General features: G+C 64.0%; 23 protein-coding genes and 1 pseudogene. 8 read left to right on the top strand and 16 right to left on the bottom strand.

What is annotated here, in order from left to right; translation table 11 throughout:
* Positions 1-30: 30 nt before the first annotated feature.
* From ACQY5K_RS15115 to ACQY5K_RS15100, 4 genes are all read right to left on the bottom strand, one after another.
* Complete coding sequence (locus tag ACQY5K_RS15115; RefSeq protein WP_428116834.1) at positions 31-564, bottom strand: hypothetical protein; 534 nt, start codon at positions 562-564, stop codon at positions 31-33.
* Between the two features lie 193 nt (positions 565-757).
* Positions 758-1183 carry a type II toxin-antitoxin system VapC family toxin gene (locus ACQY5K_RS15110; RefSeq protein ID WP_428116831.1) on the bottom strand — a complete coding sequence of 142 codons (426 nt, stop codon included), beginning with the start codon at positions 1181-1183 and terminating at the stop codon, positions 758-760.
* On the bottom strand, positions 1180-1464 hold the full coding sequence (locus tag ACQY5K_RS15105) for a type II toxin-antitoxin system Phd/YefM family antitoxin (protein WP_419921104.1): 285 nt from the start codon (positions 1462-1464) through the stop codon (positions 1180-1182). The genes ACQY5K_RS15110 and ACQY5K_RS15105 overlap by 4 nt, the downstream gene beginning before the upstream one ends.
* A gap of 400 nt (positions 1465-1864) precedes the next feature.
* Positions 1865-2770: a hypothetical protein gene (locus ACQY5K_RS15100; protein ID WP_428116828.1), complete on the bottom strand. Its 906-nt coding sequence runs from the start codon at positions 2768-2770 to the stop codon at positions 1865-1867.
* 105 nt (positions 2771-2875) lie between these two features.
* On the opposite strand from ACQY5K_RS15100, the gene ACQY5K_RS15095 reads away from it, so the two are divergent.
* Positions 2876-3415 (top strand): DUF488 family protein, encoded by a 540-nt coding sequence (locus ACQY5K_RS15095; protein WP_428116826.1) that lies wholly within the window; start codon positions 2876-2878, stop codon positions 3413-3415.
* Positions 3416-3728: 313 nt separating this feature from the next.
* Here the strand turns inward: ACQY5K_RS15095 and ACQY5K_RS15090 are convergent, their stop codons facing one another.
* The 3 genes from ACQY5K_RS15090 to ACQY5K_RS15080 all read right to left on the bottom strand — a co-directional run bounded on the left by ACQY5K_RS15090 (position 3729) and on the right by ACQY5K_RS15080 (position 5086).
* Complete coding sequence (locus tag ACQY5K_RS15090) at positions 3729-3905, bottom strand: hypothetical protein (RefSeq protein WP_428116823.1); 177 nt, start codon at positions 3903-3905, stop codon at positions 3729-3731.
* A 122-nt stretch (positions 3906-4027) separates the two neighbouring features.
* Complete coding sequence (locus ACQY5K_RS15085) at positions 4028-4738, bottom strand: SDH family Clp fold serine proteinase (protein ID WP_428122725.1); 711 nt, start codon at positions 4736-4738, stop codon at positions 4028-4030.
* A gap of 147 nt (positions 4739-4885) precedes the next feature.
* On the bottom strand, positions 4886-5086 hold the full coding sequence (locus ACQY5K_RS15080) for a hypothetical protein (RefSeq protein ID WP_428116821.1): 201 nt from the start codon (positions 5084-5086) through the stop codon (positions 4886-4888).
* A 168-nt stretch (positions 5087-5254) separates the two neighbouring features.
* On the opposite strand from ACQY5K_RS15080, the gene ACQY5K_RS15075 reads away from it, so the two are divergent.
* Positions 5255-5674, top strand: coding sequence for a hypothetical protein (locus ACQY5K_RS15075; protein WP_428116818.1), 420 nt, complete (start codon positions 5255-5257; stop codon positions 5672-5674).
* A gap of 140 nt (positions 5675-5814) precedes the next feature.
* Here ACQY5K_RS15075 and ACQY5K_RS15070 read toward each other — a convergent pair whose 3' ends face one another.
* From ACQY5K_RS15070 to ACQY5K_RS15040, 7 genes and pseudogenes are all read right to left on the bottom strand, one after another.
* Complete coding sequence (locus tag ACQY5K_RS15070) at positions 5815-6261, bottom strand: IS30 family transposase (protein WP_428122722.1); 447 nt, start codon at positions 6259-6261, stop codon at positions 5815-5817.
* A pseudogene (locus tag ACQY5K_RS15065) lies at positions 6174-6755 on the bottom strand (IS30 family transposase); the annotation flags it as partial. The gene ACQY5K_RS15070 and the pseudogene ACQY5K_RS15065, both read right to left, overlap by 88 nt.
* Complete coding sequence (locus ACQY5K_RS15060; protein WP_428116816.1) at positions 6752-7048, bottom strand: hypothetical protein; 297 nt, start codon at positions 7046-7048, stop codon at positions 6752-6754. The gene ACQY5K_RS15060 and the pseudogene ACQY5K_RS15065, both read right to left, overlap by 4 nt.
* A 398-nt stretch (positions 7049-7446) precedes the next feature.
* A complete protein-coding gene (locus tag ACQY5K_RS15055) occupies positions 7447-10002 on the bottom strand; it encodes a type ISP restriction/modification enzyme (protein WP_428116813.1) in 2556 nt (851 codons plus the stop codon).
* Positions 10003-10008: 6 nt separating this feature from the next.
* Complete coding sequence (locus ACQY5K_RS15050) at positions 10009-10878, bottom strand: hypothetical protein (RefSeq protein ID WP_428116811.1); 870 nt, start codon at positions 10876-10878, stop codon at positions 10009-10011.
* The gene (locus ACQY5K_RS15045; RefSeq protein ID WP_428116809.1) at positions 10878-14174 is read right to left on the bottom strand and encodes a helicase-related protein; all 3297 of its coding nucleotides are present in this window, start codon (positions 14172-14174) and stop codon (positions 10878-10880) included. Before ACQY5K_RS15045 ends, ACQY5K_RS15050 begins: the two co-directional genes overlap by 1 nt.
* A 59-nt stretch (positions 14175-14233) precedes the next feature.
* Positions 14234-15931 (bottom strand): hypothetical protein, encoded by a 1698-nt coding sequence (locus tag ACQY5K_RS15040; protein WP_428116806.1) that lies wholly within the window; start codon positions 15929-15931, stop codon positions 14234-14236.
* Positions 15932-16074: 143 nt separating this feature from the next.
* On the opposite strand from ACQY5K_RS15040, the gene ACQY5K_RS15035 reads away from it, so the two are divergent.
* The gene (locus tag ACQY5K_RS15035; RefSeq protein ID WP_428116804.1) at positions 16075-16935 is read left to right on the top strand and encodes a gamma-glutamyl-gamma-aminobutyrate hydrolase family protein; all 861 of its coding nucleotides are present in this window, start codon (positions 16075-16077) and stop codon (positions 16933-16935) included.
* A 56-nt stretch (positions 16936-16991) separates the two neighbouring features.
* On the opposite strand, the gene ACQY5K_RS15030 is transcribed toward ACQY5K_RS15035, so the two are convergent.
* Positions 16992-18353 carry a Fic family protein gene (locus tag ACQY5K_RS15030; protein ID WP_428116801.1) on the bottom strand — a complete coding sequence of 454 codons (1362 nt, stop codon included), beginning with the start codon at positions 18351-18353 and terminating at the stop codon, positions 16992-16994.
* 75 nt (positions 18354-18428) lie between these two features.
* Entirely contained in the window at positions 18429-19448 is a 1020-nt protein-coding gene (locus tag ACQY5K_RS15025; protein WP_428116799.1) for an LLM class flavin-dependent oxidoreductase, read from the bottom strand.
* A 212-nt stretch (positions 19449-19660) separates the two neighbouring features.
* On the opposite strand from ACQY5K_RS15025, the gene ACQY5K_RS15020 reads away from it, so the two are divergent.
* The 5 genes from ACQY5K_RS15020 (at position 19661) to ACQY5K_RS15000 (ending at position 24848) form a co-directional block, all read left to right on the top strand.
* Positions 19661-21358: a flavin-containing monooxygenase gene (locus ACQY5K_RS15020; RefSeq protein WP_428116796.1), complete on the top strand. Its 1698-nt coding sequence runs from the start codon at positions 19661-19663 to the stop codon at positions 21356-21358.
* 178 nt (positions 21359-21536) lie between these two features.
* The gene (locus tag ACQY5K_RS15015) at positions 21537-22268 is read left to right on the top strand and encodes a hypothetical protein (protein WP_428116794.1); all 732 of its coding nucleotides are present in this window, start codon (positions 21537-21539) and stop codon (positions 22266-22268) included.
* Between the two features lie 6 nt (positions 22269-22274).
* Positions 22275-22940 carry an RES family NAD+ phosphorylase gene (locus ACQY5K_RS15010; protein WP_428116791.1) on the top strand — a complete coding sequence of 222 codons (666 nt, stop codon included), beginning with the start codon at positions 22275-22277 and terminating at the stop codon, positions 22938-22940.
* A gap of 202 nt (positions 22941-23142) precedes the next feature.
* Positions 23143-24315: a thiolase C-terminal domain-containing protein gene (locus ACQY5K_RS15005; protein WP_428116789.1), complete on the top strand. Its 1173-nt coding sequence runs from the start codon at positions 23143-23145 to the stop codon at positions 24313-24315.
* A gap of 113 nt (positions 24316-24428) precedes the next feature.
* Positions 24429-24848, top strand: a complete 420-nt coding sequence (locus ACQY5K_RS15000) for a Zn-ribbon domain-containing OB-fold protein (protein ID WP_428116787.1) — start codon at positions 24429-24431, stop codon at positions 24846-24848.
* Positions 24849-25009 lie beyond the last annotated feature (161 nt).

The following is a 25009-nucleotide window of genomic DNA, read 5'->3' as shown; positions in this document are numbered from 1 at the left end:
TCGGGTGATCGATTCGTCAGCACCAAGCGTTCAGGCCAGCGCGTCGTACCTATCAGTCGGCTCTGATGCCTTCACATAGGCCTCGCAACGCCTCACACGTCGTAGAAGACATCGCTGATGGCTCGAGCTGTCCGCCTCGAGCCGCCGCCCGGAGGCCAGGATCGGGTCGTCGAACGCCGACGGCGCCAAGGCTTCGAGTTCGTCGGTCCTCAGTCTGACTTCCAAAGGCTTCCAGAGCGACCAAGCGACCTGAATCCACCAGAACTCATTCGACGGCTCGTCAACCTCGACGCCGTTTTCGTCACCCGGGTACGGATCGCAGACCGCAAATCCGTGCGCGACGATCCCCCCGAAGTCGCCGTGACGAAAGAGAAAAACCTCGCTGCCTGCCTCAATCTGCCGGAAGTTCGTGCCCAGCGTCCAACCATTCATGAACCCGCCGGTCGTGGCCGTAATCAGGACCCGCGCGTAATACTCCTCTGCTGTCAACTCCCAATCGTCCGGGTTCCACGTCAGCAGGCATGCACGACCGTCGGGAATCTCGTCGAGCAGGGGAAGGCTCATCGTCAACTCATTCGTCCAGCTTCAGCGGCTACAAACAGCGCGACTCTTGGGTCTGCCGTTTACCCGCACACTTCCCATTGCGCTGGCGGAAGCATCGTTCCGAGACTTGTGGCGCTCAATTGCGCGGGGTCCGATGTTCGAGATGGATAGGCACCGCTCAGCAAGCAGTTCACTCGGTTAGGCGAGCCGTTGCTCAGTGGATGACGACGGCAAGTCCTTCGCGCTCGGCTGCTTCGGCGAGACGTCGGTCCAGACTCACGAACTGCAAAGGGGCACCGAGCTGTTCTTGAACATGCAATGCCGCGCCGAGCTGGGCGGCGTCGGCCGCCCGAAGCGGATGCCGTGCCAGCACCGACATCGAACGCGACCGCACGGCCAGCATCTCGACCACTTCGTGCCATGTCGCGCTGAATCCGTCCAGGCGACTCATGACGCTGCGGCGCTGCTCCCGCGACAGATCGCCATCGCGCGTACGCCGCTCTACGGCGCTGGTGATCTCTACTCGCGTCCATGCCCAGGTAGCGATGACGCCGTCTTCACGCAGCCACGACCGCGCTGCGTCAGTTGTCGGCTCGGCAACGAAGAGCGGTACGAGCGCCGAGGTATCCCAGTACCTCACGCACGATCCTCTCTCTCCTCGGCCAACGCGTCGGTGAGGCTGGTGGGGATCTGCAAGGGAGGTTCGTCGAGCACGGCCGCGGCATCTCCCTGCCCCGCTCGAAGCACACCCAACTTGATCAATCGGCTGAGATGCTCGTCCTCGGGCTCCGCGGGGGGAACAAGCCTCGCAACCGGCGTGCCGCGATCGGTCACCTGCAGCTCACCGCCTCGCCGCACCTCACGCAGGTAGCGGGACAGGTTCGCCTTCAGTTCGGAAACAGACACCGTACCGGAACTCATATGACTAGGTTAGTCAGATATAAATGACCTAATAGGCCGCGACAACGACAGCCGAGACTGCGGTGATGTGGCCGCGTCAGCTCGAATCGGGTTGAAGGACGCGGATCGGTTGAGTTCCGAGAAGGTGCGCGAGGTCGATGCCGGGATCGTTTACGAATTCGGGTGGTTCGCAGACCGGAACGGCGCGAATCGGAGGCGACTGCGGCCGTTCGGCGGATGCCCACTCGCAAGACACCTTCAGGTTGGAGGTGTAGCTGAGGCGCGAAGCCGGTGCCAAGACGCCCTCGCCATTCCTGCGAGCTCGATGATCGAGAAGCGTGTCGACGAGCGCCTGAGCGCGTCGCCGTGTCGGGCATGAGAAGACACCAGTGTCGACAAGCGACGCTTGGAGCGGCACGCGTCACAACCCGAGCGCATCCATGAAGGCTTTGGCCTCATGTTCGCTGATGGTGTCGTCCCTCAACTCGTCGATGGTCGACACGGGGGAAACGCCCTGCTCTTCTGCGAACTCGTGGACGGTCTTCGTTGTCCAGAAGTCTGACACCGGCAGACCGAGCTCAAGCTGGTCCGCTCGCAAGATCTCGATGAGGTCGACTGCGACCACTTCCGAAGTGCGTTCGTTGTAGGTGATATGCCCTTGGAGACGAGTCTTCTTGCGCAGTGCATCCTTGACCGACGCGGCCTGGTCATCGTCAAACCTCACTACGACCGAGGCACCATCGGCAGATCGCAAGCGTGCCGAATTCCTCTCAAAATCAGCCTCGTAGAGGATCCCGATTCGTTCACCCGCAGCATCGCTTCGTTCACGACTGCGTGCGGTACCGGCCAATCGGGTGCGAGCGTCTCGGTCGAGGACCGCATCGGGTCGAGCGTGTGACGGCATGATGAATGTCAACGACTCGTTGCGTCCGCCAATATCCAGTTCACTGGCCAGTTGATTCCACGCCGCAGCCGTATCGCTGTAGCCAGTCTCCGATCCCTCCAAAACGGCGAGTGCTGTCAGAGCCGTCGCTTCACCAAGCGGTGTGTCGTCGAGGTCCAGCGCATGCGTTTCGTCCAGCGAGTCGGGCAGCTCGAACTCAAGCACCAGACTGCCTTCTGAAATGCCGTGCAGCTGCAGCCGGACTGCCTCAGCAATCCCCTTCGGCAGCGGTCCTCTCAACCCAGGCTGGCGTCCGGCGATTATCGAGGCCGTTCGGTTCATAACTGCGTTAGCGCCCAGAATGAGGCGCGCAACGTCGACCGCGTCCGCCTGACCGAGGCTGGCTCGCTCCCGCGCGAGGCGAAGCACCAATCGGGTTCCCACGTGCTCATTGTCGCATGCGGCAGTCACAGCGCAACCTCAGCGCCGACAACAACGCAAGTCGAACGGCGTGCCACGCTAACGCAGCGACCAGAGAGGGTGGCCGAAGTGAGCAGCGCTGTCGAGTTGTGGACGATCGGCCATTCCAATCACGGGCCGGAGCGCTTCGTTGAACTGCTGCAACAGCACAGCATCGAGGCAGTCGCCGACGTCCGTTCGCAGCCTTACAGCCGGTTCTCGCCTCACTTCAGGCAAACGGCACTGCGACAACTGCTGGCCGAGGCCGGTCTCGGCTATGTGTTCTTGGGCCGCGAGCTGGGCGGCCGGCCCCCTGAGCCGATGCTGTACGACGACGCCGGCAATGTGCTCTACGACCTGCTCGCTCAGACACAGCGCTTCGTCGGTGGCTTGCGACGTCTGCTCGACCGTGCGGAGAAGCAGCGTGTGACCATGATGTGCAGCGAAGAGGACCCGGCGCACTGCCACCGGCGGCTGCTCGTCACCAGGGCGCTGCTGGCGGAACAGACCCCGCCGACCGTGATGCATATCCGAAGCGACGGCCGCCTCGTCCCGGAATCTGAGCTGCAGCGTTGCGACACGAACTCAGAGCAGCAGTTGACCCTCTTCGGGGACGACGGCGGCGAGTGAACGTCAGCGGCGCAGGTCGTCGCGAAGGGCTGTCACTAGCGCAGCAAGGTCTGCGATCGTCCCGTCTCGTGCGACTCGCCGGACGGTGTATCCAAGCTCCTGATCTTCGGCAATCTTCTCTCGGGCGAATTTGATCGCATCGTCAACGCACAGTCCGCGGTCCAGTGGCCGAGCCGGCGCTTTGCCGGCTGCTCGCCCCCCGGGTCTGGTTGAACGACGAACAGCCCCGGTTCGCGGCATTGGCGGCGGTTCGAAGCGGACGCACGAGAGATGTCAACCGGCCTGCTCGAAGGACGACAGCAGCGAGCGAATTTCAACGGCGCAGATCGTCGCGGAGAGCCGTCACCAAAGCTGCAAGGTCGGCGATCGTTCCATCACGAGCCACTCGCCGGACGGTGTAGCCGAGGGCTTTGTCGTCGGCGACGTTCTCACGTGCGTATCTGATTGCATCATCCACTTGGACGCCGCGATCCAACGGCAGGGCGGGCAAACCTCCAGATGCTCGTTGTTTCGGCATTTCAGCGCAATAAACGGCCTTGGCCCTGCGTCCCGTTCGGCAGTACCGGACCGCCGCCAGCGAGCGTCGTGTCGGTCATCGGAATACCTCCTCGGTCAGCGCTTTCCCGGTCGTGCGAATTGGAACGACACTCGGCGGCCCTCGATCATGTTCTCTCGGGGCTGAGGACCGAGCAGGAACGCGTAGTGGGCGTGAAGCCGCCACAAGAGGTCCCACGTCGATGAGTGTTGCGATAGGTATTCGGTAGGGATACCAAGTTCGTGTGCTCTGGCGTGCCCGATGGTGGCCGAGTGCATCGCAGAGCTCTGGAGGCTCTCCGTCAAGGCCTTGATTTCGTCGTCATCCGGTGGTGTGTGACGGAGTCGGAGGACTTCTGGGACAAGTTCGTCGGTACGTCTGATCGCGTCCTTCGCAGTCTGGTAGGCGACAGCATCTACGTCTGCCAATAGCGCGGCGTACAGCTCAAACGCGTGCGGGTTGTCACGAGTCTTACCGTCAAGATCATCTACGAGTTCGACAATCCCCTTTGCCGGGAAGTACTGATCTCGGTGAGGCAAGAGAATCTGAGGGTCGACGGGTCCAAGCGCAGACGTGTCACTCATAACGACTGCCTCAGCGGCCAAGGCCAAGAGCGTCGCGGCCGATGCAGCTGTGTCCGGGACAATCACGCGGAAGTCGTCGCGTTCGGCGTGGCACATCGTCGCCATACGGATCGCGGCTTCGGCATCTCCGCCAAATGAGGTCAACATGAGATCAAGAGGCTGACCAGGCCGTACGTCGTTGATTGCGTCCGCAAACGGTGTCACCACTGCAGAGAGGATTGGCCCCCAGAAGACGACGAGGGCGCGACCCGTGGAGTCCTCGTAAGCGCGAATCTAGATTGCCGCGCGTAACGGGCAGCTTCAGTCGCCCTGAAGAAGGCGCTCTGCGACGGCGTGCCGTCCGGCTGCGCCTCATCGGACATGCAGTCGCTCCGAACCGAGATCAAGTTCGTCACGCACCCGCCAGCGGCGCTCATCTGGCTTGATTTTGGCGTATCGACGCGCCACTCGCTCCGCCGCCTCCTCGCGGGCACGCCGCGCGCGAGCTACCCGTTCAGCGAGCGTCGGCTCGTTCCTGCGTTCCTCGGGCATGATCGGCAAGGTCTCAGACATCGGTGCTCCCTATCGAGCGGAGGCGCAAGGCGTGCAGCGCACCGCTGTTCTGGTGTCAAGGGTAGGCAGACCGTGTGACAGACAAGTGTCGGATGCACTCGCGGAACGGATGAGAATACAGGCCGACGGGTTCGTGAGACCATTGTTCGCTCCGTATCCTGCGCGGCAATGACTGTCGGTTTGGTGGAGCGTCCCCACTTGGAGAACTGGGCTAGCTGGCCCGAAGCGCAGTCGCTGTTGCCGGAACTGGTTCGACGCCTGGTCGTCGAGATGACTGAAGGAGCTGCCGACGCCCATTTTCCGAGCGGCAAGGGCGTTCATCTCGGCGGGTTCGACGGGCGCGTTCAGGGAGTACCCGGTTCGATGTGGGTGCCTCCAGGCTCGTCCGTGTGGGAATTGTCGACTGAGGCACGGCCGGGCCCAAAAGCTGGTGAGGGCTTCGAGAATCGCCCCAGTGCTCCCGCGGGTTGGGTCAAGCGGGACACGAGCTGCGTGGCGCTGTCGTTGCGGGCGTGGTCAGACACGGATACGTGGGAGGCCGACCGGGTGGGTCGCGGATGGAAGTTCTGTCAAGGCACTCGGGCTTGACCACCTCGTCAGTTGGCTCGCAGAGGCACCACTCACAGAGCTGTGGCTGGCTGATCAGCTAAAGCTCCGATCAGCACAACTCACGCCGGGGCCCCGGTGGTGGCAAGAACGACTCGACCGCACAGGAGGGTTGGCAAGCTCTATCGGTGGTTGCGACGGAGTCGAGTGTAGATGTCGTGTGCTGATGCCCAGTGGTGGAGTCGGCGGGGCATGTGGTTGAGGTTGTCCTCGATGACCGAGAGCCGCAGCTGTGCGATGTCGAGGCTGGTGCCTTTGGGGAGCCATCGGCGCAGCAGTGCGTTGGTGTGCTCGTTGGTGGGTCGCTGCCACGGCGAGCGCGGCTCGCAGAAGAACACCTCGATGCCGAGCGCGGCTTCGACGTCGGCCCAGCGGGCCATCTCGCGGCCTTGGTCCCAGGTGAGGCTGCGCACCAGCCCGCCAGGCTGGCGGCCCAGCGCCGCGGTGACCGCGGCGGCGCGCCGTAGCCGTCGGGCAGCGCTGCGGTGACCGCGTAGCGGCTGGTGCGCTCCACGAGCGTGACCGCGGCGGTGAGGTTCGCTTTGCCGACGATGAGGTCGCGGTCCCAGTGGCCGGGCTCGGCACGGTCCTCGACGTCGTCGGCCCGGTCGGCCAGCCGCCGGTATTGCCCCAGCGGGCTGGGCTTTTGGGCCTGCGCGACACTGCGCGGCCGACGGCGCCGGCAGCGCCGCGGCAGCTTCGCCCAGGTGCCGGCGGGCAGGCCGCTGCGCGCGTCGTTCGCGTAGCACGCCCGATAGATCGTCTCCGCGCACACGCTCATGCCCGCCTCGCGCAGGTCCGCCGCCGCTGCGTGCGGCGACCAGCGCAGCTTCAAGCGCTCATCGACCGCAGCGGCCAGCACCGGGTCGCGCGCCAGCTTGGGCGTTCGCTCTCGTCGCGCCCTCGCGCACGCCCACGCGTCCCCAGCACGGGCGTCATAGCCCGCCCGCCCGCCGCAGCGGGCCAGCTCGCGATGCACCGTGGACCGGTCACGGCCCAGCCGCCGCTGCGTCCGCGACGCTGCGGCCCGCCCCCAGCGACGACTCGATGAACACCCGCTCATCCAAACTCAGCCTCGCTGCCATACTGGACACCTCCATCGGTCGGCTGCATGTGTTGGCAACGGTCATCATGACCGTTCACTTGCATCCACCGATGGAGTTCGCCGACGTATTCCAGTGCCGACCATTCTCGTTCCGTAGGAACGCTGTTGTCGTTCCCCTTGCGCCATTCGACGCAAGCTGCGCGTCCCAGATGTGTTGCGCCGCATATTCGCAGAGTGATCCGAGCAACGCCATTTGCGCCGTGATCATCAAGCGAGAGATCACCAGGAAGCTTGACCTTGAATTCGCTCACGCACTTCACCTCAAGCGGTTGCGCCGAATTCCGACGAGACTCGATCCGAGCGACCACCCACCTGGCAACCCGACTCTGCACAAGCCGTCGAAGGCTGACGAGAAGCCGTGACTGCCTTGCGGCCCTCAATAACTGCAACAACCTCCGACGGAGGACGCGCCACAACCGTCCCGACGAGGCCAGGATCACGGCCCCGAGAATGATCGCAAGCACCTGAAGCACAAGTAGCTCGCGGAAGCTCATGAGGAACCGGACGCAGTGGTCCGCCCCATTGCCGATTCTCCACTGACCGCATCCATCGCTGATGCGTCGTGAGCCCCGTGATCATTCGGCCATTCGCTAGCCCTTCTGCGGTGCATGCTCGCTACCGAATCTCGCGGACCCACGGTGGCCACCTTCTAGAGCCGAGGGGGTTTGCGTGCGGCGGGAGTGGGGGTCGGGAGATCGGCGGCGGGGATGAGTGGACCGTCGACAATACGGTCGAGGAGATCGGCGGCTTGTGGGGTGACCTCGACGGTGTGTTCGAGGATCGACAGCAGTAGCAGGAGCTCTTTGGTCTGGGTCCAGCGGGTCGGGCGGATGTCGTCGAGCTCGCTGGATTTCTTGCCTTTGCGGTTCTTCATCCGATAGCCGAGCCATGACGGCAAGACTCGGAGACCGGAGACTTCGAAGTCCCAGACCTCCTGACTGACCGGGGCGAAAATGCCGGTGCCTACGGTCAACCGCTCGGTGTCCGGGTCATAGCGACAGTTCTTCAGGTCTTGAGGCATCGCAGTGACGGGTGCAACTTCACTGGCGCGACCAGCCGGCAGCTTGACGTTTGACTTCGGCGCGAAGCGCTCGCCCCAGGTGTGCCACCACAGAAGGTCGCGTCCGAGAGTGACAGCTTCATCGAGGAGGGCGGTGTCAACGGTGATCGGTATGCGCACTGGTCCGGCTAATTCTGCAAGTTGGTCGCCGAATCGGTCGCTGAACGCTGCGGTGCCTCCGAGTCCGTAGACGTAGGCCATGAGATCTTCGACCGTCACAGTCGTGTCGAACACGTCGCCGAGAACCGTCAAGATTCCTTCGGTGATGTTGCCCGTCTCGCCCGCAGGGCCGCGATACAGCGGCATCACGTTCTTGGCCCCATAGGAACCGCGGAAGTGGTGGAGGTCGGGCACGTAGGGCGAAACGGTAAGCACAGGACCCCAGCCGAGCTTGGTTGATGTGAGCGTGGTTAAGAACACTTGACTGCGACCACGAACCCGCCACAGATCGGGCCGCGAGCGGTCTGCAAGCCGGTTGTCAGCGATGATCCATTGGCGGTCAAAGCTGCGATAGCCGTAGCGCTCAATGCCCTCGGGTGAACCGTCGCGACCGATGGCATTCAGCGACCGCAGTCTTCGACCGCCGCCCGCTATGGGCTGCGGTGTGGCGACCGCGTTCCGGGAGTCGGTCGCGCGCATGAGCTCGTTTCGTCGTCGTGGCACAGACGAGAGCAGCGTCCTCCAGCGCCTCTGGAGGACGCTCTTGGACTCGGCGATGGGCCACGTGCGCTTGAGCTGGCACCCGGAGTGACTCCAGGGAAACAGGCCGGTTACTTCGGGCCAGTCGTGATACTCGTGGGCGCTCAACGGGACGAGGCGGTCCAAACCCTCACCGCTAACTCGTTCGGACCAGCTGACGAGCTTCATGCGGCGCAAGCGAGCGAACTTGTCGGTTCTGTCACCTTCGACACGCAAGTACCGCACTACGCAGTCTTCGCCAGGTGCAGCGCTGGTTCGGACGCCGACAGCGATCGCAACCGGCGTCTGGATGTCGAACACGTTCTCTTCCGTGAGGGCGCCTCGGCCCTCGCCCCCGAGATCGACGATCCACAACTCGTCGAACCCATGACGCACCAAGTTCCGCACCCCGCCCATTGAGATGCCGTCGAGATACGACGACGCCGTGATGAATGCCACCACGCCGGGCCCCGGCGGCAGTTCAGTGGCCTGCCACACCGCCCAGCGCCAAAAGTAGACGTAGTCGTTGTAGACGTTCTTGAGATGGCTGCCGAGTCCGGCCTGGCTCATCGGTTCGGTAACCGCTCGCAGCAGGGGCGAACCCTCGACACCGGGAGTCTCGAACCGGACGACACCGCCCTTTCGCTTGCCGGTATCGCCCAAGGCTTTCTGTTCACGGTCGTATGGCGGGTTGCCGATCACGACCGTGAAGCGCTTCTGAGCCTTGAGGTCCGCAGCGGCCCCGCCCTCGACGGAGATCGGGTCGACCATCGTGCCGAGTTGGCCTTGGGCTGCCTGATGCTCGAGAGAATCAGTGAGCAGCACGTTCACATTCGCATCGGCAACGCCGTGAGTGTGAAGCTCCAAGGCCACCTTGAGGTGCGCTATCGCGTACGGGCCAAGCATCAGCTCAAAGCCATGCATCTGCGGCAGCACATGGAGGCGCAAGTACTCCGGCCAGTCGGTCTCACTGCCACCGCCCGACAGGAATGACTCGCGGGCTTGGCGCAGCCAGGCCACCAGGAAGGTGCCGGTGCCCGTGGCCGGATCGATCATGGTCACGAATGGCTGATCCGCGGGCACTCCGTCGGGCACGTCGAAGCCGTTGCACTCGGCGGCCTCGGCCCAAGTGGAGGAGTCGGCGATGCCCATGGCGAGGCCGAATCGCTTGCGCAGCACCTCGTCGACTGCGCGCACCATGAAGTCGACTACTGGCTGAGGCGTGTAGAACGCACCGGCGTCGGCGCGCAGTTTGCGGTCGTACCGCTTCAGGAATTCTTCGTAGAAGTGGATGACCGGGTCGCCGCCCTTCGCGGTCGTGCCGAACTGGTCGAGGATCGCTTCGACGTTGCTGACCCGCAGATCGGCGATGAGCTGGTCGAGGCCGCTGCCGGCGAGATCGAGCACGCTGGCCTCGTCGTGCACCTGCTCGAAGAAGGCCTCCAAGAACGGGTTGGACAGCGGCACCGTGGACTACACGGGCGAGGTGCCGAAGTCTTCCGGCGAGGTGACCCGGTTCGATAGCAATCCGTAGACGAGCGTCTGCGCGCACATGTCGGCGAAGCGGGCAGCGTCCACATCGGCGATCAACTGCGAGCGAACCGTGCCGAGCATGGCCGTGAACGGACCCGATCCGGCCTCAGCAGCCAACGCTTCAGCGATCTGGTCACGGAGGTCGCCAGCGCAGGCAGCCATCTGCTCCGCCAGTCGGGAAGCAGTCGAGATGGCGGCACCGAGCGGCAGCTTGAACGCTTCACGCCACTGCGCGGTCCATGCGTCGGCGATTGCCTGATCGTCGGCAGGCCATGCCAGGCGTGGCAGCAGCTCGTGATGCAGCCGCGCCAGGTGGTGGTCGCTGCCTTGGCGAGGCCGCCACGCCAACGAGCGGATCTCGTCTGCGCGCCCATCGCGGTTCCACAATGCCAGCAGGTGCAGCTGCACCGTCTGGTCGCCCCCTGTGGTCACCACGAACAGCAGATTCTCCGCGTCCCAACGCGGTCGGTCATCGCCCGGTGCCCGTTGGCTCCGCCGGCGGGCGAATGCTTGGGCCACCCGCCGAAACTGTGTGACGGGCAGCCGTTCGCGGTCGAACTCGACAAAGAAGATGCCCCACGGCTGGTCGGCGCTCAGCGGACGCAGTTGGCGCAGCCGTCGCAGGCTCGACATTTCAGCCGGATCGATGCCGACCTCATCTGGCAGCCACTCCCATGTCAGGCGTTCTTCGTCCATGTCTGCGACATCGAGCGGCCAACCGAGCTCATCGGCCAAGTATTCGAAGAAATCGGCCTGGGTGCGAATGCGCCGCAGCACCGAACCGCTCAACGCCGGCCGTGGCTCGGACATCAGTTCAGCTCCATCCAGCAGTCGAGGCGGGGCCTTGGGGCGCTGGTGGGAACCTGTGCCGCCTTCTCGTATCCGTTCGTGATGTGGGCGAGCACGCGGTTGCGCACCTTGACCAGCTCGGCCGGATCGAGCTTCGTGCGACGCGGCGTTGCCGGCGTGGAACGGATGCTGCGCGCGATCTCGCCGATGTCTTGGTGAGCCTCATGGATCGCATCAGTGTCCGCGTCATAGAGGTACCAACGGGTTGATCCCGCTTCGAGCGCGAAAGTGCGCGTCTCGGTGTCGAGAGCGGGCAGCGTGTAGCACAGGAACACACCTCGGGCGCCTTCGGCGTTGCCATCTCGGGGTGAGGCCGTGGTCCCGGGCGATTGCGGGTCGGACGACTTCCAGGCCGGCAGGAGCGATTCGTGCCCACGGCCTGAGAACGCTCCACCGGGCAATTCCTCAAGTCGTTCGGCGAGGCCGGGGTGTTCGCGAAGCAGATCTTGATACTCCAGGTGCATCTGCTCGATAGGTGTGACCTCGCCTTCGTAGCCGGCGTTGAACTCCTTCAGCGCGTCGTAGTCGTCCTCCGGTTTCAGCAGCTTGCGGCCCTCGATCCCGAGCGTGCGCGAGATCAACAGCGTCTTGCCGCTGACCCGGCGATACAACTTCAGGATCCGATCGAGGTCCTCGGGAGGCAGGAAATTCCAGAACTTCACCTCACCGCGTTCGCTGGCGGATCCCGGGTTCTCGGCAGCAATGCTGTCCTCGATTGCGGGATTCATCCGGCGGTCCACACGCCCGATGCGCTGCATGAGCCGAACGGGGTTCCAGTGAATGTCGTAGTTGACGAGCAGAGTTGCGTCCTGAAGGTTCAGGCCCTCTGACAGCACGTCGGTCGAGACAAGCACGGTGATCTCGTCACCCGGTCGCAGCTCGGCTGGCGATGCGCCGTTGTAGTACGGCGCGAACCGGCGAATCACCTCGGCGCGGTTCTTCGACGAGCCACCGTCGAGCTGTTCGACGCCGGAGATTCCCGCCTCGCGAAGGTGCCTCGCAACGTAACGCGCGGTGTCCGCGAACTCGGTGAACACGAGCACTTTGCGTCCCCGCACCTCGTCGTTTTGCAGAAGCTCGATGAGTCGACGGAGCTTGTCGTCGTCGTCCGGCCGAAATTCCTTGGTGCGTGCCAAGAACTGGGCAATCCGGTTCAGGTCGTGGCGGACCTCGACCAAGATGGCCGAGACGTCGTAGTCGTCTCGGCTCAAGACTTCTGCCGATTCCTTGAATTCCTCTGGGACGATGTCCTCGCTGTCGGGATCGTCGCCGTCGTAGTCGTCGAGACCGAGATCAAGCTGCAGTTTCGACCGGAAGCCGATGATCTCTTGGTTGTCGAACTTCCACTGGTCCAACTCTGCGAGCTCGCGGCTGCTGAGAACGTTGGCCTCGACGAACGCAAGCAGCTTGCGCATGAGCGTGTCCAGCGACAGCGTGAACGCATGGACGCTGCTCTCAAAGCGCTTGAGAAACATGGAGCGGATGAGGCCCACCACCTGTTTCTGGCGGTTCTCGGCTAACGGGTCGATGTCCGTGCTGTCGCCGACGTAGTAGTGCAGGGGGTAGTAGATGGCGAGCGTGAACAGCGGGTGCTCGCGCTTGAACGCCTCTTCGAACATGTCCAGCACTTCGCCGTAGGACTTTCGGATCGAGTACTCCGCGACCTTCGGCGGATGCCGGCGAGGGAACATGGCCTCGCTCGCGCCCTGCGCCTCCTGACTCTTCCGGGCGTATGCGCGGCTGCGCTGCACGACCAGTTCTCGTGAGATGGCGCCGGCGCCGGCTTGTCCGATGCTCTCGTCGACGGGACTGAACAGGGCGAGGTGTTCCGGATCACTCTCACCAAGCTGTCCTTCGAGAGCACGCTCCATGTTCCGGAAGTGGGCCGTCAGGTTGTTGACGCCGAGTGTCTGAGCGAAGTACCTGTCGTCCGCCGCCGTGAACAACTCGATCATGTGACGCAGGTCCGTAATCCGGTTGTTGATCGGCGTAGCCGTCAGCATGAACACCTGCTTGGGACGATGCCCGTCGCCGCGTATCGCGGTCTGGGGATCGGGTGCGCCATTGATGAGGTCAAACATGCGCCAGTACCGAGATCTGGTGTCGTCGCCGCCTGAACCTTCGTAGATGCCGCGCAGGCCCCGGTTGCGGAAGTGATGTGCCTCGTCGATGACGACCACATCGGCGAGCGCCGCGATCCGCTCGAACCTCTCGGGGTAGACGCCAACGCGGGTGAGGTCGGTGTGGCTGAACACGGCAAGACTCGAGTAATCGGAACTGCCGTCTATTCCGCCGATGTGATCCAGCCACTGGTCGAGATGTGGTTTCCAGACAGCTTCGACGGCCGCCTTCGGAGCAAACAGCACGACCCGTTTGTTCTCGAGGAGAACGAGTCGCTCGATGAGCATCAACCCCACGAAGGTCTTGCCCAGGCCGACGCCGTCGCACAAGAACGCTCCGCCATGTTGGCGGGCGATCTTCATCAGTGACCAATACGCCTCACGCTGATACTGATCGAGCTGTTCGAATACCTTCGACTGGGTGCGATCCCACTCGGCGGCGGCCAATTCCTGGCCCCGGAAGTACTCGTGCAGCGCCTTGGCGTACACGATGAACGGCGTCAGCTCCGCGGTGTGGCGAGTGATGGTCCGCAGAACCTCTTCTGTGACGGGCTCGGCCTGGGCCCAGTGCTCATCGAACCACGACTGAAGCTGCGCTACTTCGGCACCCACCTGCACCTGAATGTTCAGCTCAATGTTCTGCGTGAGACCCGGCCGGGTGAAATTGCTTGAACCAACGAGCGCCCGGGCGCCAACCACTTCGAGCTTGGCGTGAGTGATGTACGTCTTCGCGTGGAACTTCGACTTGCGGAGTACCCGGCATTCGATCTGGCCGCTCTTCAGCGCCTCGACGATTGCGTCCACGCCCGCCAAGAACGGATTCCGATCCTTCTCGCCCTCCAAACTCCCGTCCAGGCGGCCCATGCGTTCGGAGAGCGCCTCGACAAACGCCTGCTTGGTCCGCAGCGAAACTTCCTCGCCCATGAGGATGCGGATCTTGCCGAGCTGCTGCCAGTGCCCGTCCAGCTCCAACAGCGAGCCGATCTCGAAGAATCCGGTCGCAATATCGAAGCTGCGGGAGATGCCGCACCACTGCCGCAGGTACTCCAGCCCCGTCCAGCCTGACACCGAATTGTCGACGATGAACAGCTCGCTGCCGTCGGGAGCACCGCTGCGATTCGGAGCCAGACCACTCACCGGCGCGACCATACCGGCGACATGTAACACCTACGGTGCTTGTACTCCAGCGCGGTGGGTTAGTTGTCCTCGCAGATGGCTGACATCACGTCGGCAGCGAGAGCATTGGCGACAAGCTGCGAAGCCGCGAGTACCTCGCCGTAGCGACCGTCGCACTGGAACCACACGCCGATCCGTTCGGAACTGCGGCGGATGCCGGGCAATTCCGAATGCGGGTTCTCGACGGCGTCGAAGAAACGACGCGGCTCGCTTCGCTCGAGTGCGATCCAGGCCTCGATCATCGTTCCGCCGGCCCGGCCCCGGACCGAGAACTCAGCTTCGACCTCAACCGAATGCTGGACGGCGACCACGTCGTACCGGGCCTCCCGCAGGACCGCCTCGACAACATCCAGCATCGCCCAGTATTCCGGCGAACGCGTCGGTGCGGGAACCACGATCGAGTACGCCCAGTGGCTGGCAGGCGTATCGGAGCCGTGGAATAAGAGGCGCTGGCCGTCAGCGTTCCACTGCAGCGTCGGCACCACGCTGGGCGAAGCCTGCTCGAGACTCTCCACCGCAATCACATGCTGATCCCCGGGATACAGCCCCGGCAGGTCACTGACCACGATCGTCGTTCTGCCGTCGAACCAGTCCCGGAATACTGCGACTCGCGAACCATTTGGGGACCACGATGCACCGCGCCCAACTACGCCTGCGAGCCGCTCGAACCCAACGGCGTCATTCAGTCGCAACTGCATCAGCGAGCCGCCCGAGCGATAGCTGACCGATTCGCCATCAGGAGACCAAGACGGCGCGGACTCGTGCTCACCGCCGGCAGTCAACTCTTGCTCACCGCCGGTGTCGACATCCACCACCACGATGTACTGGTCGAATTGACCCGTGGCAGATTCCTCGCCGGCGCGTGCTCGGCGTGAGAAGGCGATCCGCGTCCCGTCAGGTGACCAGGCCGGATCTTGGTCCAAGACCACACCGTCCGTGACTTGAGCGAGACCGAGGGCATCGGGCTGGACAATGTAGATGTGGCTCGCTCGCTTCCCGTCCACAATCGCGCCCTGCGAGAAAGCGATCCACTGGCCATCGGGTGACCACACCGGCGCACTCAGACCGTGCTGAGCGGTGAGAAACGGCAGGTCGCTAGTGCCATCGGCATCCGCCACCCACAGCGTGCTCCCAACCCGGAACACCATTGTCCGGCAGTCCGGCGCCCACGACAGGTAGTCAACGCCCTCCGGTTTCGTGCTGGCAAACCGCAGTGGAAGCTGGAATCGGGTCGCCGAGAAGCTGCCGGCACAGAATTGCGCGGGCGGACCAGGCTCATCGGACCGGTCTCGGCTGGGGATGTGCGGCTCCACACCCGAGACCGGGTGCTCTGGTTCACCAAAAGCCCGCGACGGCTCTGCACCGGTCTCGTCGCCGGCGCCTGCTCGCTCGTCGCCTGAGATGTCCGCCTCCGGCGGCGCCGGTGTGTCCGATTCGGCTGTCGTCGCCTCCGGCGCCGCTGGATCATCGGGAGAGGATCCGTCCGCGCTCTCGACGTCTGCATCTTCTGTCGGCTCGGCATCGTCGCTAAGACGGTCCGGACCAAGCTGGGAATTGACGGCAACCGCGGCAATGAGCAGGACGCCGGCAACAGCAGCGACCAGCCACCAGCGCTTGCGAGGCCCATCAGTGCCCTGCCGGATCTCGACCGTCGACGACCCGCCATCGATCGGCTCCAGCGGTACCAGCACCACCGGGTCTTCGGGCTCAGCAGGCACTTCTGGATGCCACCTGTCGTCTCTCCCGGACCCGCCCGCCGCTGCGATTCGGGCATAGCACCACCATGGGCCCGACCGTACTGGCGCACACTGGTGAGCGAACCGTCAGAGGGGGTTCAAAACGGCTCATCTAAGGTGGACGGGTGCCGAAACCGCTGATCGGGCTTGTCGGACGCCGACGCAAGGGATCACGAATCGGTGGCTTCCCGCCGGTGTTCACCGATGTCGACGTCGACCTGTACATCGCCCACTACGCCCAGGCCGTGAACGCGGCGGGCGGCATTGCGGTTTACCTGCCGCTCGACGCTGACCCCACAGACATTGCGCCCCGACTCGACGGTGTGCTGCTCACCGGCGGCGAGGACGTGGCTGCGAGCCTGTACGCCGACCGGCTGGTCGCCGAAGCTGGGGACGGGTCCGGTGTCAGCGCCCCGAACGCCTTCGACACGCCCGACGACGCCGTCGTGTCAGACGGACAGATACCGCTGCGCGACGCCTTCGAGCTCGAGTTGCTCGACGTCGCCGTGACCGCCGACGTGCCAGTGCTGGGCATCTGCCGCGGCATCCAGTTGATGACGGTCGCGGCCGGCGGCACGCTGCACCCCCACCTGCCCACCCACGCATTTGTGGACGGGCCGCCCGACGCAACACCGCACGTCGTGACCACCACCGAGGGCAGCGAACTACGACGCCTGTATGGACCCGAGGTCGCCGTCAACTCACTGCATCACCAGGCTGCCGACCAGCTCGGCGACGGCTACATCGCCACCGCTCACTCCCCCGACGGGATCATCGAAGGCATGGAGCACGCCGAGCTGGCGATCATTGCCGTGCAATGGCACCCCGAACTGATGACCGGCGCGCTGGCCGACCCGTCATTCCGCTGGCTGGTCGATCACGCCAGCCGTTCAGCGCCGCCCGGGACACGCCGTGTCAAATTCAAGCGAGCAGCGGAGAACTTGAGTTTGGGAACGCAGAATGCACGTCGCGTTCACATCTGGTAGCCCAAATTCAAGTCATCTTCGCAACACTTGAATTTGAGGTCGCGAACCGTCGACGGTCACGAGTACGCCGTCACTGAACTTGCGATCGCTTGCGCCACTAGACCCGCGACTGCGCTGGGGCGGTGTCGTCTTATTTCACCGTCGGGCATCCGGGCGATCCACTGATCAACGTCGGGGAGCTGGAGCGTCAGTTCCGCTACGCCCGGCGAACTCTCGTCAATTTGCGACCACGCTCTATAACCGTCTGGGTCTGGAACCGACCAGAAGATTGCCGGGCCACCGCCGATGCCGTGCCAGTTCTTCATTGCGTAGCTGCGGTATCCGGTCCACGCCAAGAACCGGCGCTCGGCGACGCCAGGTACTTCTGCATCAAATCGAACGAGCCATGAATTGCCGGACGAGTCATCTTCAGCGAGCGCCCGGTAGTCATCAGCCGTCAGTTCGGCGTCGTACCACCTGGTGGAGACGTGGCCGACCTCGCCGAACATGTCGTCGAGTTCGTGCTCGACGAGCGAGAACAGCAGGCGTACCGCGTCATTCCATATGGCCGTGCGGCGAATCTGAGCCTGCCTCAATTCTGCACGTACGCGGTCGTACCCCTGCTGAGCCGCGGCAACTCGCTCAAGGTCACGCAACGCGTCTTCGGCACGCTGAAGGATCAGCCCCGCGATCGGCTCGAGGTCTCCGCCAAGATCCGACTCGGCCAACGCGTCGTAGTAGCGCAACCGATCCTTACGACGGATGATGACGCTGGGGAACCCACCACGGATCAACTCGAGATTCAAGACCGCTCGCGCTGTACGTCCATTGCCATCCAGGAATGGATGGATGTGGGTGAGCCACGTGTGCAGGATGATGGCGCGCACCAGCACGGAAGCCTTGTCGTTGCTGTTCGACCACCGCTCCCACTCCTCCATGCCGGCCATCACCCCTGCCCATGTAGACGGCGGCGCATGGGGGGAACCAGAAATGATGACCGGTTGGGACCGAAACACGCCAGCACCGGGCATTCCGCCCAGCACGAGTTCATGCAACCGGCGGACATCCTCGAAAGTTGTCGGACCGTCACTCCGCGCTAGCTCCACCATGCGTTCCAAGGCGGCGGACAGATTCATCGCATCTTGGGAGTAGACGGCATCGTGGCCTGGGATCGTCATCCCACCTTCAATCGCCAGCCTCGTCTCGCCGACATCGAGCGTGCTGCCCTCAATGGCGTTCGACTCGGCAATCTGCTCGAATCGCTTGTCCCCGAAGTACGCCCGCAGTGTCGCCTCAGTCAGTTTCCCTTCAGATCGGAGGAGCGCGACGCTTGCGTGAAGCTTGGACACTTCCTCGGCAACCCACTCACTCGTTGCCTCCATGCTGTACGGGGTGCCGTCGAGGCTGATCGTCGTGAGCGGTGCGTTCGGCATTGCCATCGGTTTCACGGTACCGGTCGCCCGACGGCGCACCCGGACTGCTAGTGAGTCAACCGGACGAGAAAAACGGACTCGTTAGCCCTCGACGGCAGCGCGCACCCGCGGGATGACATTGCGAGCGAGCCGTTCGAGCGACGAGTTGAACAGCGACGGGGCCATGCCGGGCGAGGCACCCCAGGTGCACACGTCGGTGAAGCCGAAGCGCGTGATGAAGTCGACCAGCTCGGCGACGCAATGGTCCTCGTCGCCGACAATCCAATTCTGGGGAATCGCGCCCTTCTCCAGGTCGAAGGCAGTGAACGTGTCGGGCGTCTCGGCAAAGAACTTGGCGTACACCCCGAGCCGGTAACGCTCCGCCGGCTTGATCGGGTTCCACTCGCGCTCGGCGTCATCGGTCACGAAGACCGAGCGGATGATGCCCACGCGATAGTCGTCGGGGTCACGTCCGGTCGCCCGCAGCTCCGCCTTCCAGGGCTCCATCACCACATCGGGGGCACCCTGGGGCAACAGGTGCGTGTCGAACCGAGCGGCCCGCACGGCCGCTTTGGAGCTCATGCCCGCTATCCACAGCGGCGGTCCGCCCGGCTGCACCGGCACCGGCGTGACTAGCAGGTCGTCGAACTGGTAGCGCTTCCCATGGAAACTGAACGGCTCGCCCTTCCACGCCAATCGCAGGATCTGCACCAGCTCCTCAGTCAGCGACACCCGGCGGGACTGCGGGATCCCGAAGCCTCGGAACTCGTGGGCCGCATAGCCCATCCCGATGCCCAGCTCAATGCGTCCGTTCGAGATGTTGTCGAGAATCGCGAGGTCTTCGGCCAGCCGGATCGGATGGGCAAACGGTGCCAGCAAGATGTCGGTCGACATGCGGATGTTCGACGTGCGAGCGGCAACAGCCCCTGCTACCGGCACGAAGTTGGGGAGGTGGCCGTCATCGAGGAAGTGATGCTCGGTGAACCACGCCAGATCGAAGCCGAGCTCGTCGGCCATCTCGAGCTGGTCAAGTGCCTGGGCGTACATCTCCTGCAGCGACACCTTGCTGCCGGGCGGGCTGCGAAGATCGTGGACGACACCGAATCGGAGTGGCTGGACCATGGCCGGAGATTAGGGCCAAGCCGGCAAGCTCGGGCTGGAAGGCCTCGGCCGACCCGCCGACGCCGTGACGTCTGAATTTTCCTAATGCCGGTTCGACTATTGTGGGGAGGCAGATCAATCGAGCGCATTTGGGCGGGCCGGGACGGCTTCGCCGATTTCACGCCGCCAGATCCGGCGACGCGCCGAACGATTTCACCGGGGGGAATCCAGACATGGCAGCAGCAACGACCAACGGCACGGCGAACGGCAGCACCAGCGACGAGCCCAACTACGAGGTCATCATCATCGGTGCAGGCGTCGCCGGCATCTACCAGATGTACCGACTCGCTGAACGCGGCGTCCAAGCGACAGTGCTCGAGATGGGCAGCGACCTGGGGGGAACTTGGTTCTGGAACCGCTACCCCGGCTGTCGCTTCGACTCCGAGAGCTACACCTACGGCTACTCGTTCTCCGACGAACTGCTCGACGAGTGGCACTGGCAAGAGCGCTTCTCGGGCCAGCCCGAGAACCTGCGCTACCTGAATTACGTCGCCGACAAGTTCGACCTGCGCAAGTACATGCAGTTCGACTGCACCGTGGAAACGGCGCACTTCGACGACACCCACAACATGTGGCGGCTGCACCTTGCCGACGGTCGCGACCTGTCCTCGCGCTTCCTGCTCACCGCCTTGGGCCTGCTGTCGGCGCCGACCTATCCACGCATCGAAGGCGTCAACGCCGACGGCACCGACGTCTTCGGGGGCCCGTCGTTCCACACCTACCACTGGCCGGCTGAACCGGTCGAGATCAAGGGCAAGCGGGTCGCGGTCATTGGCACCGGCGCTACCGGCGTGCAGGCCATCGCCGCCATCGGCGAGCAGGCCGAGCACCTGACGGTGTTCCAGCGGCGTCCGAACTGGTGTGCACCGCTGCACAACAGCGAGATCTCCGACTCCGAGATGGCAGGCATCAGGGCCCGTTACGACGAGATCTTCGACAAGTGCGCCCGCACCCCTGGCGGCTTCGAGCATGAACCAGACCGTCGCGGCTTCTGGAATGTGCCGCCCGAAGAGCGTCGGGCGCTGTGGGACAAGCTGTACGGGGAGCCGGGATTCGGCATCTGGATGGCCAACTTCCGCGAGATCTTCTTCGACGAGGAGGCCAACGCGGAACTGTCGGCGTTCATTGGCGACAAGATCCGCGAGCGAGTCGACAACCCGGTAATCGCCGAGAAGCTCGTCCCCAAAGACCACGGCTTCGGCGTGCAGCGGGTCCCGCTGGAGACGCGCTACTACGAGACGTACAACAAGGCCAATGTGAACTTGGTGGACATCCAGGAAACACCGATCACCAAGATCACCCCGACCGGCATCCAGACCACCGAACAGCACTACGAGTTTGACCTCATCGTCTATGCCACGGGCTTCGACGCCATCACCGGCGCCTTCGACCGCATCGACTTCCAGGGCAGCGGCGGCCTGAAACTGAGCGACAAGTGGGGAGACGGGCCGGTCACCTACATCGGCTTGATGGTCAACCGATTCCCCAATCTGCTGACCATCGCCGGTCCACAGAGCGGCTCAGCGTCGACCAATTACCCACGTGGCATCGAGATCGGCGTCGACTGGGTGACCGGGATGCTCGACCACATCTGGGCGAACGGTTACACCCGCTTCGAGGCCAACCACGACGCCGAACGGGACTGGACGAACCACGTCGTCGAGATGTACTCCATGATGCTGATGCGCAAGGCCCAGGGCTGGTTCACGGGCTACAACTCGAACGTCGACGGCCACGAGAAGGGCACCATCCGCTACCTCGTGTACAACGGCGGCGCGCCGAAGTACAAGCGCCGCATCGACGAGATCGCCGACCACGACTACGAGGGCGTGACCTTTGGCACCGAACGTTCGCCGGTCGCCGTCGGCTGAGCCAGGACCTATGCGTCACACGACTCATGTTTCGACAATTGCCGACATCGTCGTGACATCCGTGGCCTTTGCGACGGCCTGACAGCCAAGCACCGGTGGGATTCGGTATTCCCGGCGACAGTCTGACGTTCCTGACGATATAATGTGGTAGTGGATCCGTCAGCATAGGACATGTTCTGTGACGAATGAACTGAAGGCACACGAGCAGTTCCTAGAACTGAGCGCCCAACTCAGCGACAAGGAATTCGCGGACGCGGTCGTGTCGGCTGCATCTGAACGATACGCAGACCGCTGGCGCTGCATGGCAGCAATCTTGGTCGCGCTCCAAGATGAGTGGCCAGCGGCCGATGCGGACTATTTGGACGCAGCCGCACTCGTCGCTGCGAGTCACCGAGCATTCGTCGATCGCGCGCCGTACCTTCGAAATCTGCTGCTCTTCGTCGCGGCCCAAAGCGATATCGCCCACCAACTTGGCGGCGAGCCGCGAAGGGTTCTCGACCACATCGAACAGTCGCTCATGAACCGCACGAGGCTCCAGGGCGAGGCAATCCGTGCCATCTGGGACGAGCCAATGCTGCAAGCACGGGATGCGGCCACGGCACTCGGGTCAGAACCGACGAACCGGGAGCGAGTTCGCCAGCACCGTTTGCGTTCGGAGTTGCTCGGGTTGCGTCACGGACGGGGCTACCTATATCCAGCGTTCCAGTTCGATCCCGAACGACGCTGCGTTGACACCACGGTTGGTGCGGTCAACCAACACTTGCGCGCCGTTGACGACCCGTGGGGTGTCGCATCGTGGTGGTTCAGCGTCAATGACCGCCTCAATGCCCGCCCTTGCGAACTCGTGGCAGCCGACCGCGACGACGATCTGCTTGCCGTCGCGAACGCCGTCACCGAGCCCGTCGGGTAGGCGGGATTGCCGCCAGAGCAGGCACCGTCGGCCCACTACGACGGCACGCCGCACCGATTCCGTCTTCTGAGCGGCACTCGTCTGACTCGGCTGCACAGCGCCGAGTTCTCCGTCACGGAATTCAATCCGACCGTTGCTCGCAACCCTTTGCAAGGTGGGCGCTTCGACTCGTCGCCTGACGATCCGTACTCCTTCTTGTACGCCGCGCTGGACGATCGCACCGCCGTTTCCGAGACGCTGCTTCGCGACCTCCCATTCGATGACCGCGGCGCCCGTTTGTTGCCGCGCGCCAAGCTCTCAGGCCTGCGAATCGGCTGGATGAACGCGGCCGTCGATCTGGACCTGGTCGACCTGCGCTCCGGCCGTTCGTTGGCGGCTGTCGGGCAAGACACCTGGTTGGCCGGCGGGCCAGCATCGGCCTATGGGATGTCACGACGCTGGGCAGCGGCCATTCGATCATGGGCACCATGGGCGAGTGGCCTCGCTTGGCGCTCCCGACGGGAACCCGAAGGCTTCGCCTTGGTGCTGTTCGGCGACCGTGTCTCAGACGACCGTCTCGAAGCGACCGAAGATGCCTCACCACTGCCGATTGGCGAGCGAGATCTCAGTACGGGCGTTGGGGCTCTCTACCTCGAGCAGATTCTGGCTGACTACTGCGTTGCCCTGATGTGATGATCGGCTACTGAGTGTCACACTGGCAGCGGTCCGCTCCGCGGTGGCAGTGCAGCTTCGACCCGTCTCTCGGCTCTGGCCGTCACCATCTGCAATAGGCCGCTATTGACACGGTCAGGGCCGACGCGATGCCGACTGTGCAACACTCGATGCGATCGCTGTTCGGGGACTCGGTCATCCGCTTCAGCAGGTGAGGTGAATCGTGGACATCTCCGGAGCCGCTGCCATCGTCGGCGTTGCCGAGACCGATTACATGCGAGGCACCTCGCAGAGCGTGCCCGAATTGGTGCTGGAAGCGACCATGGCCGCCATTGCGGACGCCGGGATCGATCCCAGCGAGATCGACGGCATCCTGCCGCCGCCGGGCTTCATCTCGTCCGAGGAGATCGCGGCCAACCTCGGCGCCAGCGACATCCGCTACGCCGTCACGGTGCACATGGGGGGTGCCAGCCCGGTGGCTGCGCTGCAGTCGGCGACCATGGCCATCGCTGCGGGCATCGCCACCAATGTCGTCATTACGTTGGGCTGGAACGGCTACTCGGCGATGCGGCCACGCCCCGGGACCCGTCCGACCAAGCGCCGCCTGGAGCCGGGACCGTTCGTGGACGTGAGCCGCAATTTCTATGCGCCCTATGGCGTGCGCTCGGCGGTGCAGTGGTACTCGATGTACATCCAGCGCTACGTCGACCTGTACGACGTGGCGCCCACCGACGCCGCCCAGGTGGCACTCGCGTGTCGTGAGCACGCGCACCTCAACGACAAGGCGCTCATGGGCGGCCGGCCGATGACCATGGACGACTACCTGGCGTCGCCGCTCATCACCGAGCCGATGCGCAAGTTCGACTGCTGCTTGGAGACCGACTGCGCCGCGGCAGTGGTGCTGACATCGCCCGAGCGGGCGAAGGACCTGCCGCACACGCCGGTGCTGTGGCTGGGCGGTGCCGAAGGGCACCCCTATCCCGCCGACGAGATCACCAACCGCCCCGACATGCTCCGCCTCGGCCTCGATTCCGCAGCGCCGCGGGCGTTCGCAATGGCAGGCGTGCAGCCCGCCGACATGGACTTCCTGCAGATCTACGACTGCTTCACCTACGTGGTGCTGATGGAGCTTGAGGCCATCGGCATGTGCCCGAAAGGCGGTGCAAAGGAATTCGTGGCCGACGGAAACATCTCGCTCGGGGGCCGCTATCCGATGAACACCCATGGCGGCCTGCTCTCTCAGGGCCATGCATGGGGTCTCAACCACGTTGTCGAGGCGACACGTCAGCTGCGCCACGAAGCCGGAGACGCCCAAGTGCCCGACGCCGAGGTGGGCCTGGTGACCGGCTACGGCGACCTCGGCGACGGCAGCATCGCCGTGCTGGCCCGAGGCTGAGGACCCGACGCCATGAGCGCTATCCGATGAGCCCAGTCCCGATGAGCCCAGTCCCGATGAGCCCAGTCCGATGAGCCCAGTCCCGATGAGCCCAGTCCGATGAGCCCGATCCCGTGAACACAGCCAAGCCAGCCCGCAAGTACGTGCCCCAGCCGGAGGGGCTGAACCTGGAGTTCCATCAGGCCTGCCTGGCAGCGGGACTGCTGTGCCTCCAGCAGTGCTCGGGCTGTGGGCAGTTCCGGCACCCGCCCCGCTGGTACTGCCCGTCTTGCCACATTGGCAACTACGGCTTCGCGCCGGTGAGTGGCATCGGTCGCATCTACTCCATGGCCGTCAACCATTTCACCGTCGATCGGGGCTGGGTCGACGAGTTGCCGTACATCACCGCCGTCGTGGAACTCGACGAGGGCCCTCGAGTGGTCGGTTCGTTGCGTGGCGTGCAGCCGGGCGAGGCGAGTCTCGGCCAGCAAGTGCACGTCTCCGTCGAGCCTCGAGGCGAAGAATTCGCCTACATCTGCGTCAACACGGTTTGAGAGGCCCGTCAAGGCAGCTTGACCGGTCAGCGCTGACTACCCTCCGGCCGTCGCGAACTGGGGCCTCAGCTCGGTTCCGTTTCGCCGCCTGATCATCACACGACGCCGCGTTCGGAGAGTCTCCCTGCATATGAGCATGCTCGGCACCCGCGTAGAACGCA

This window comes from Candidatus Poriferisodalis sp. (assembly GCF_965262965.1).
GTDB lineage: Bacteria > Actinomycetota > Acidimicrobiia > Acidimicrobiales > Poriferisodalaceae > Poriferisodalis.
Note: the sequence above shows the minus strand (reverse complement) of the source record. Positions and strands in the feature narration are given on the sequence as shown.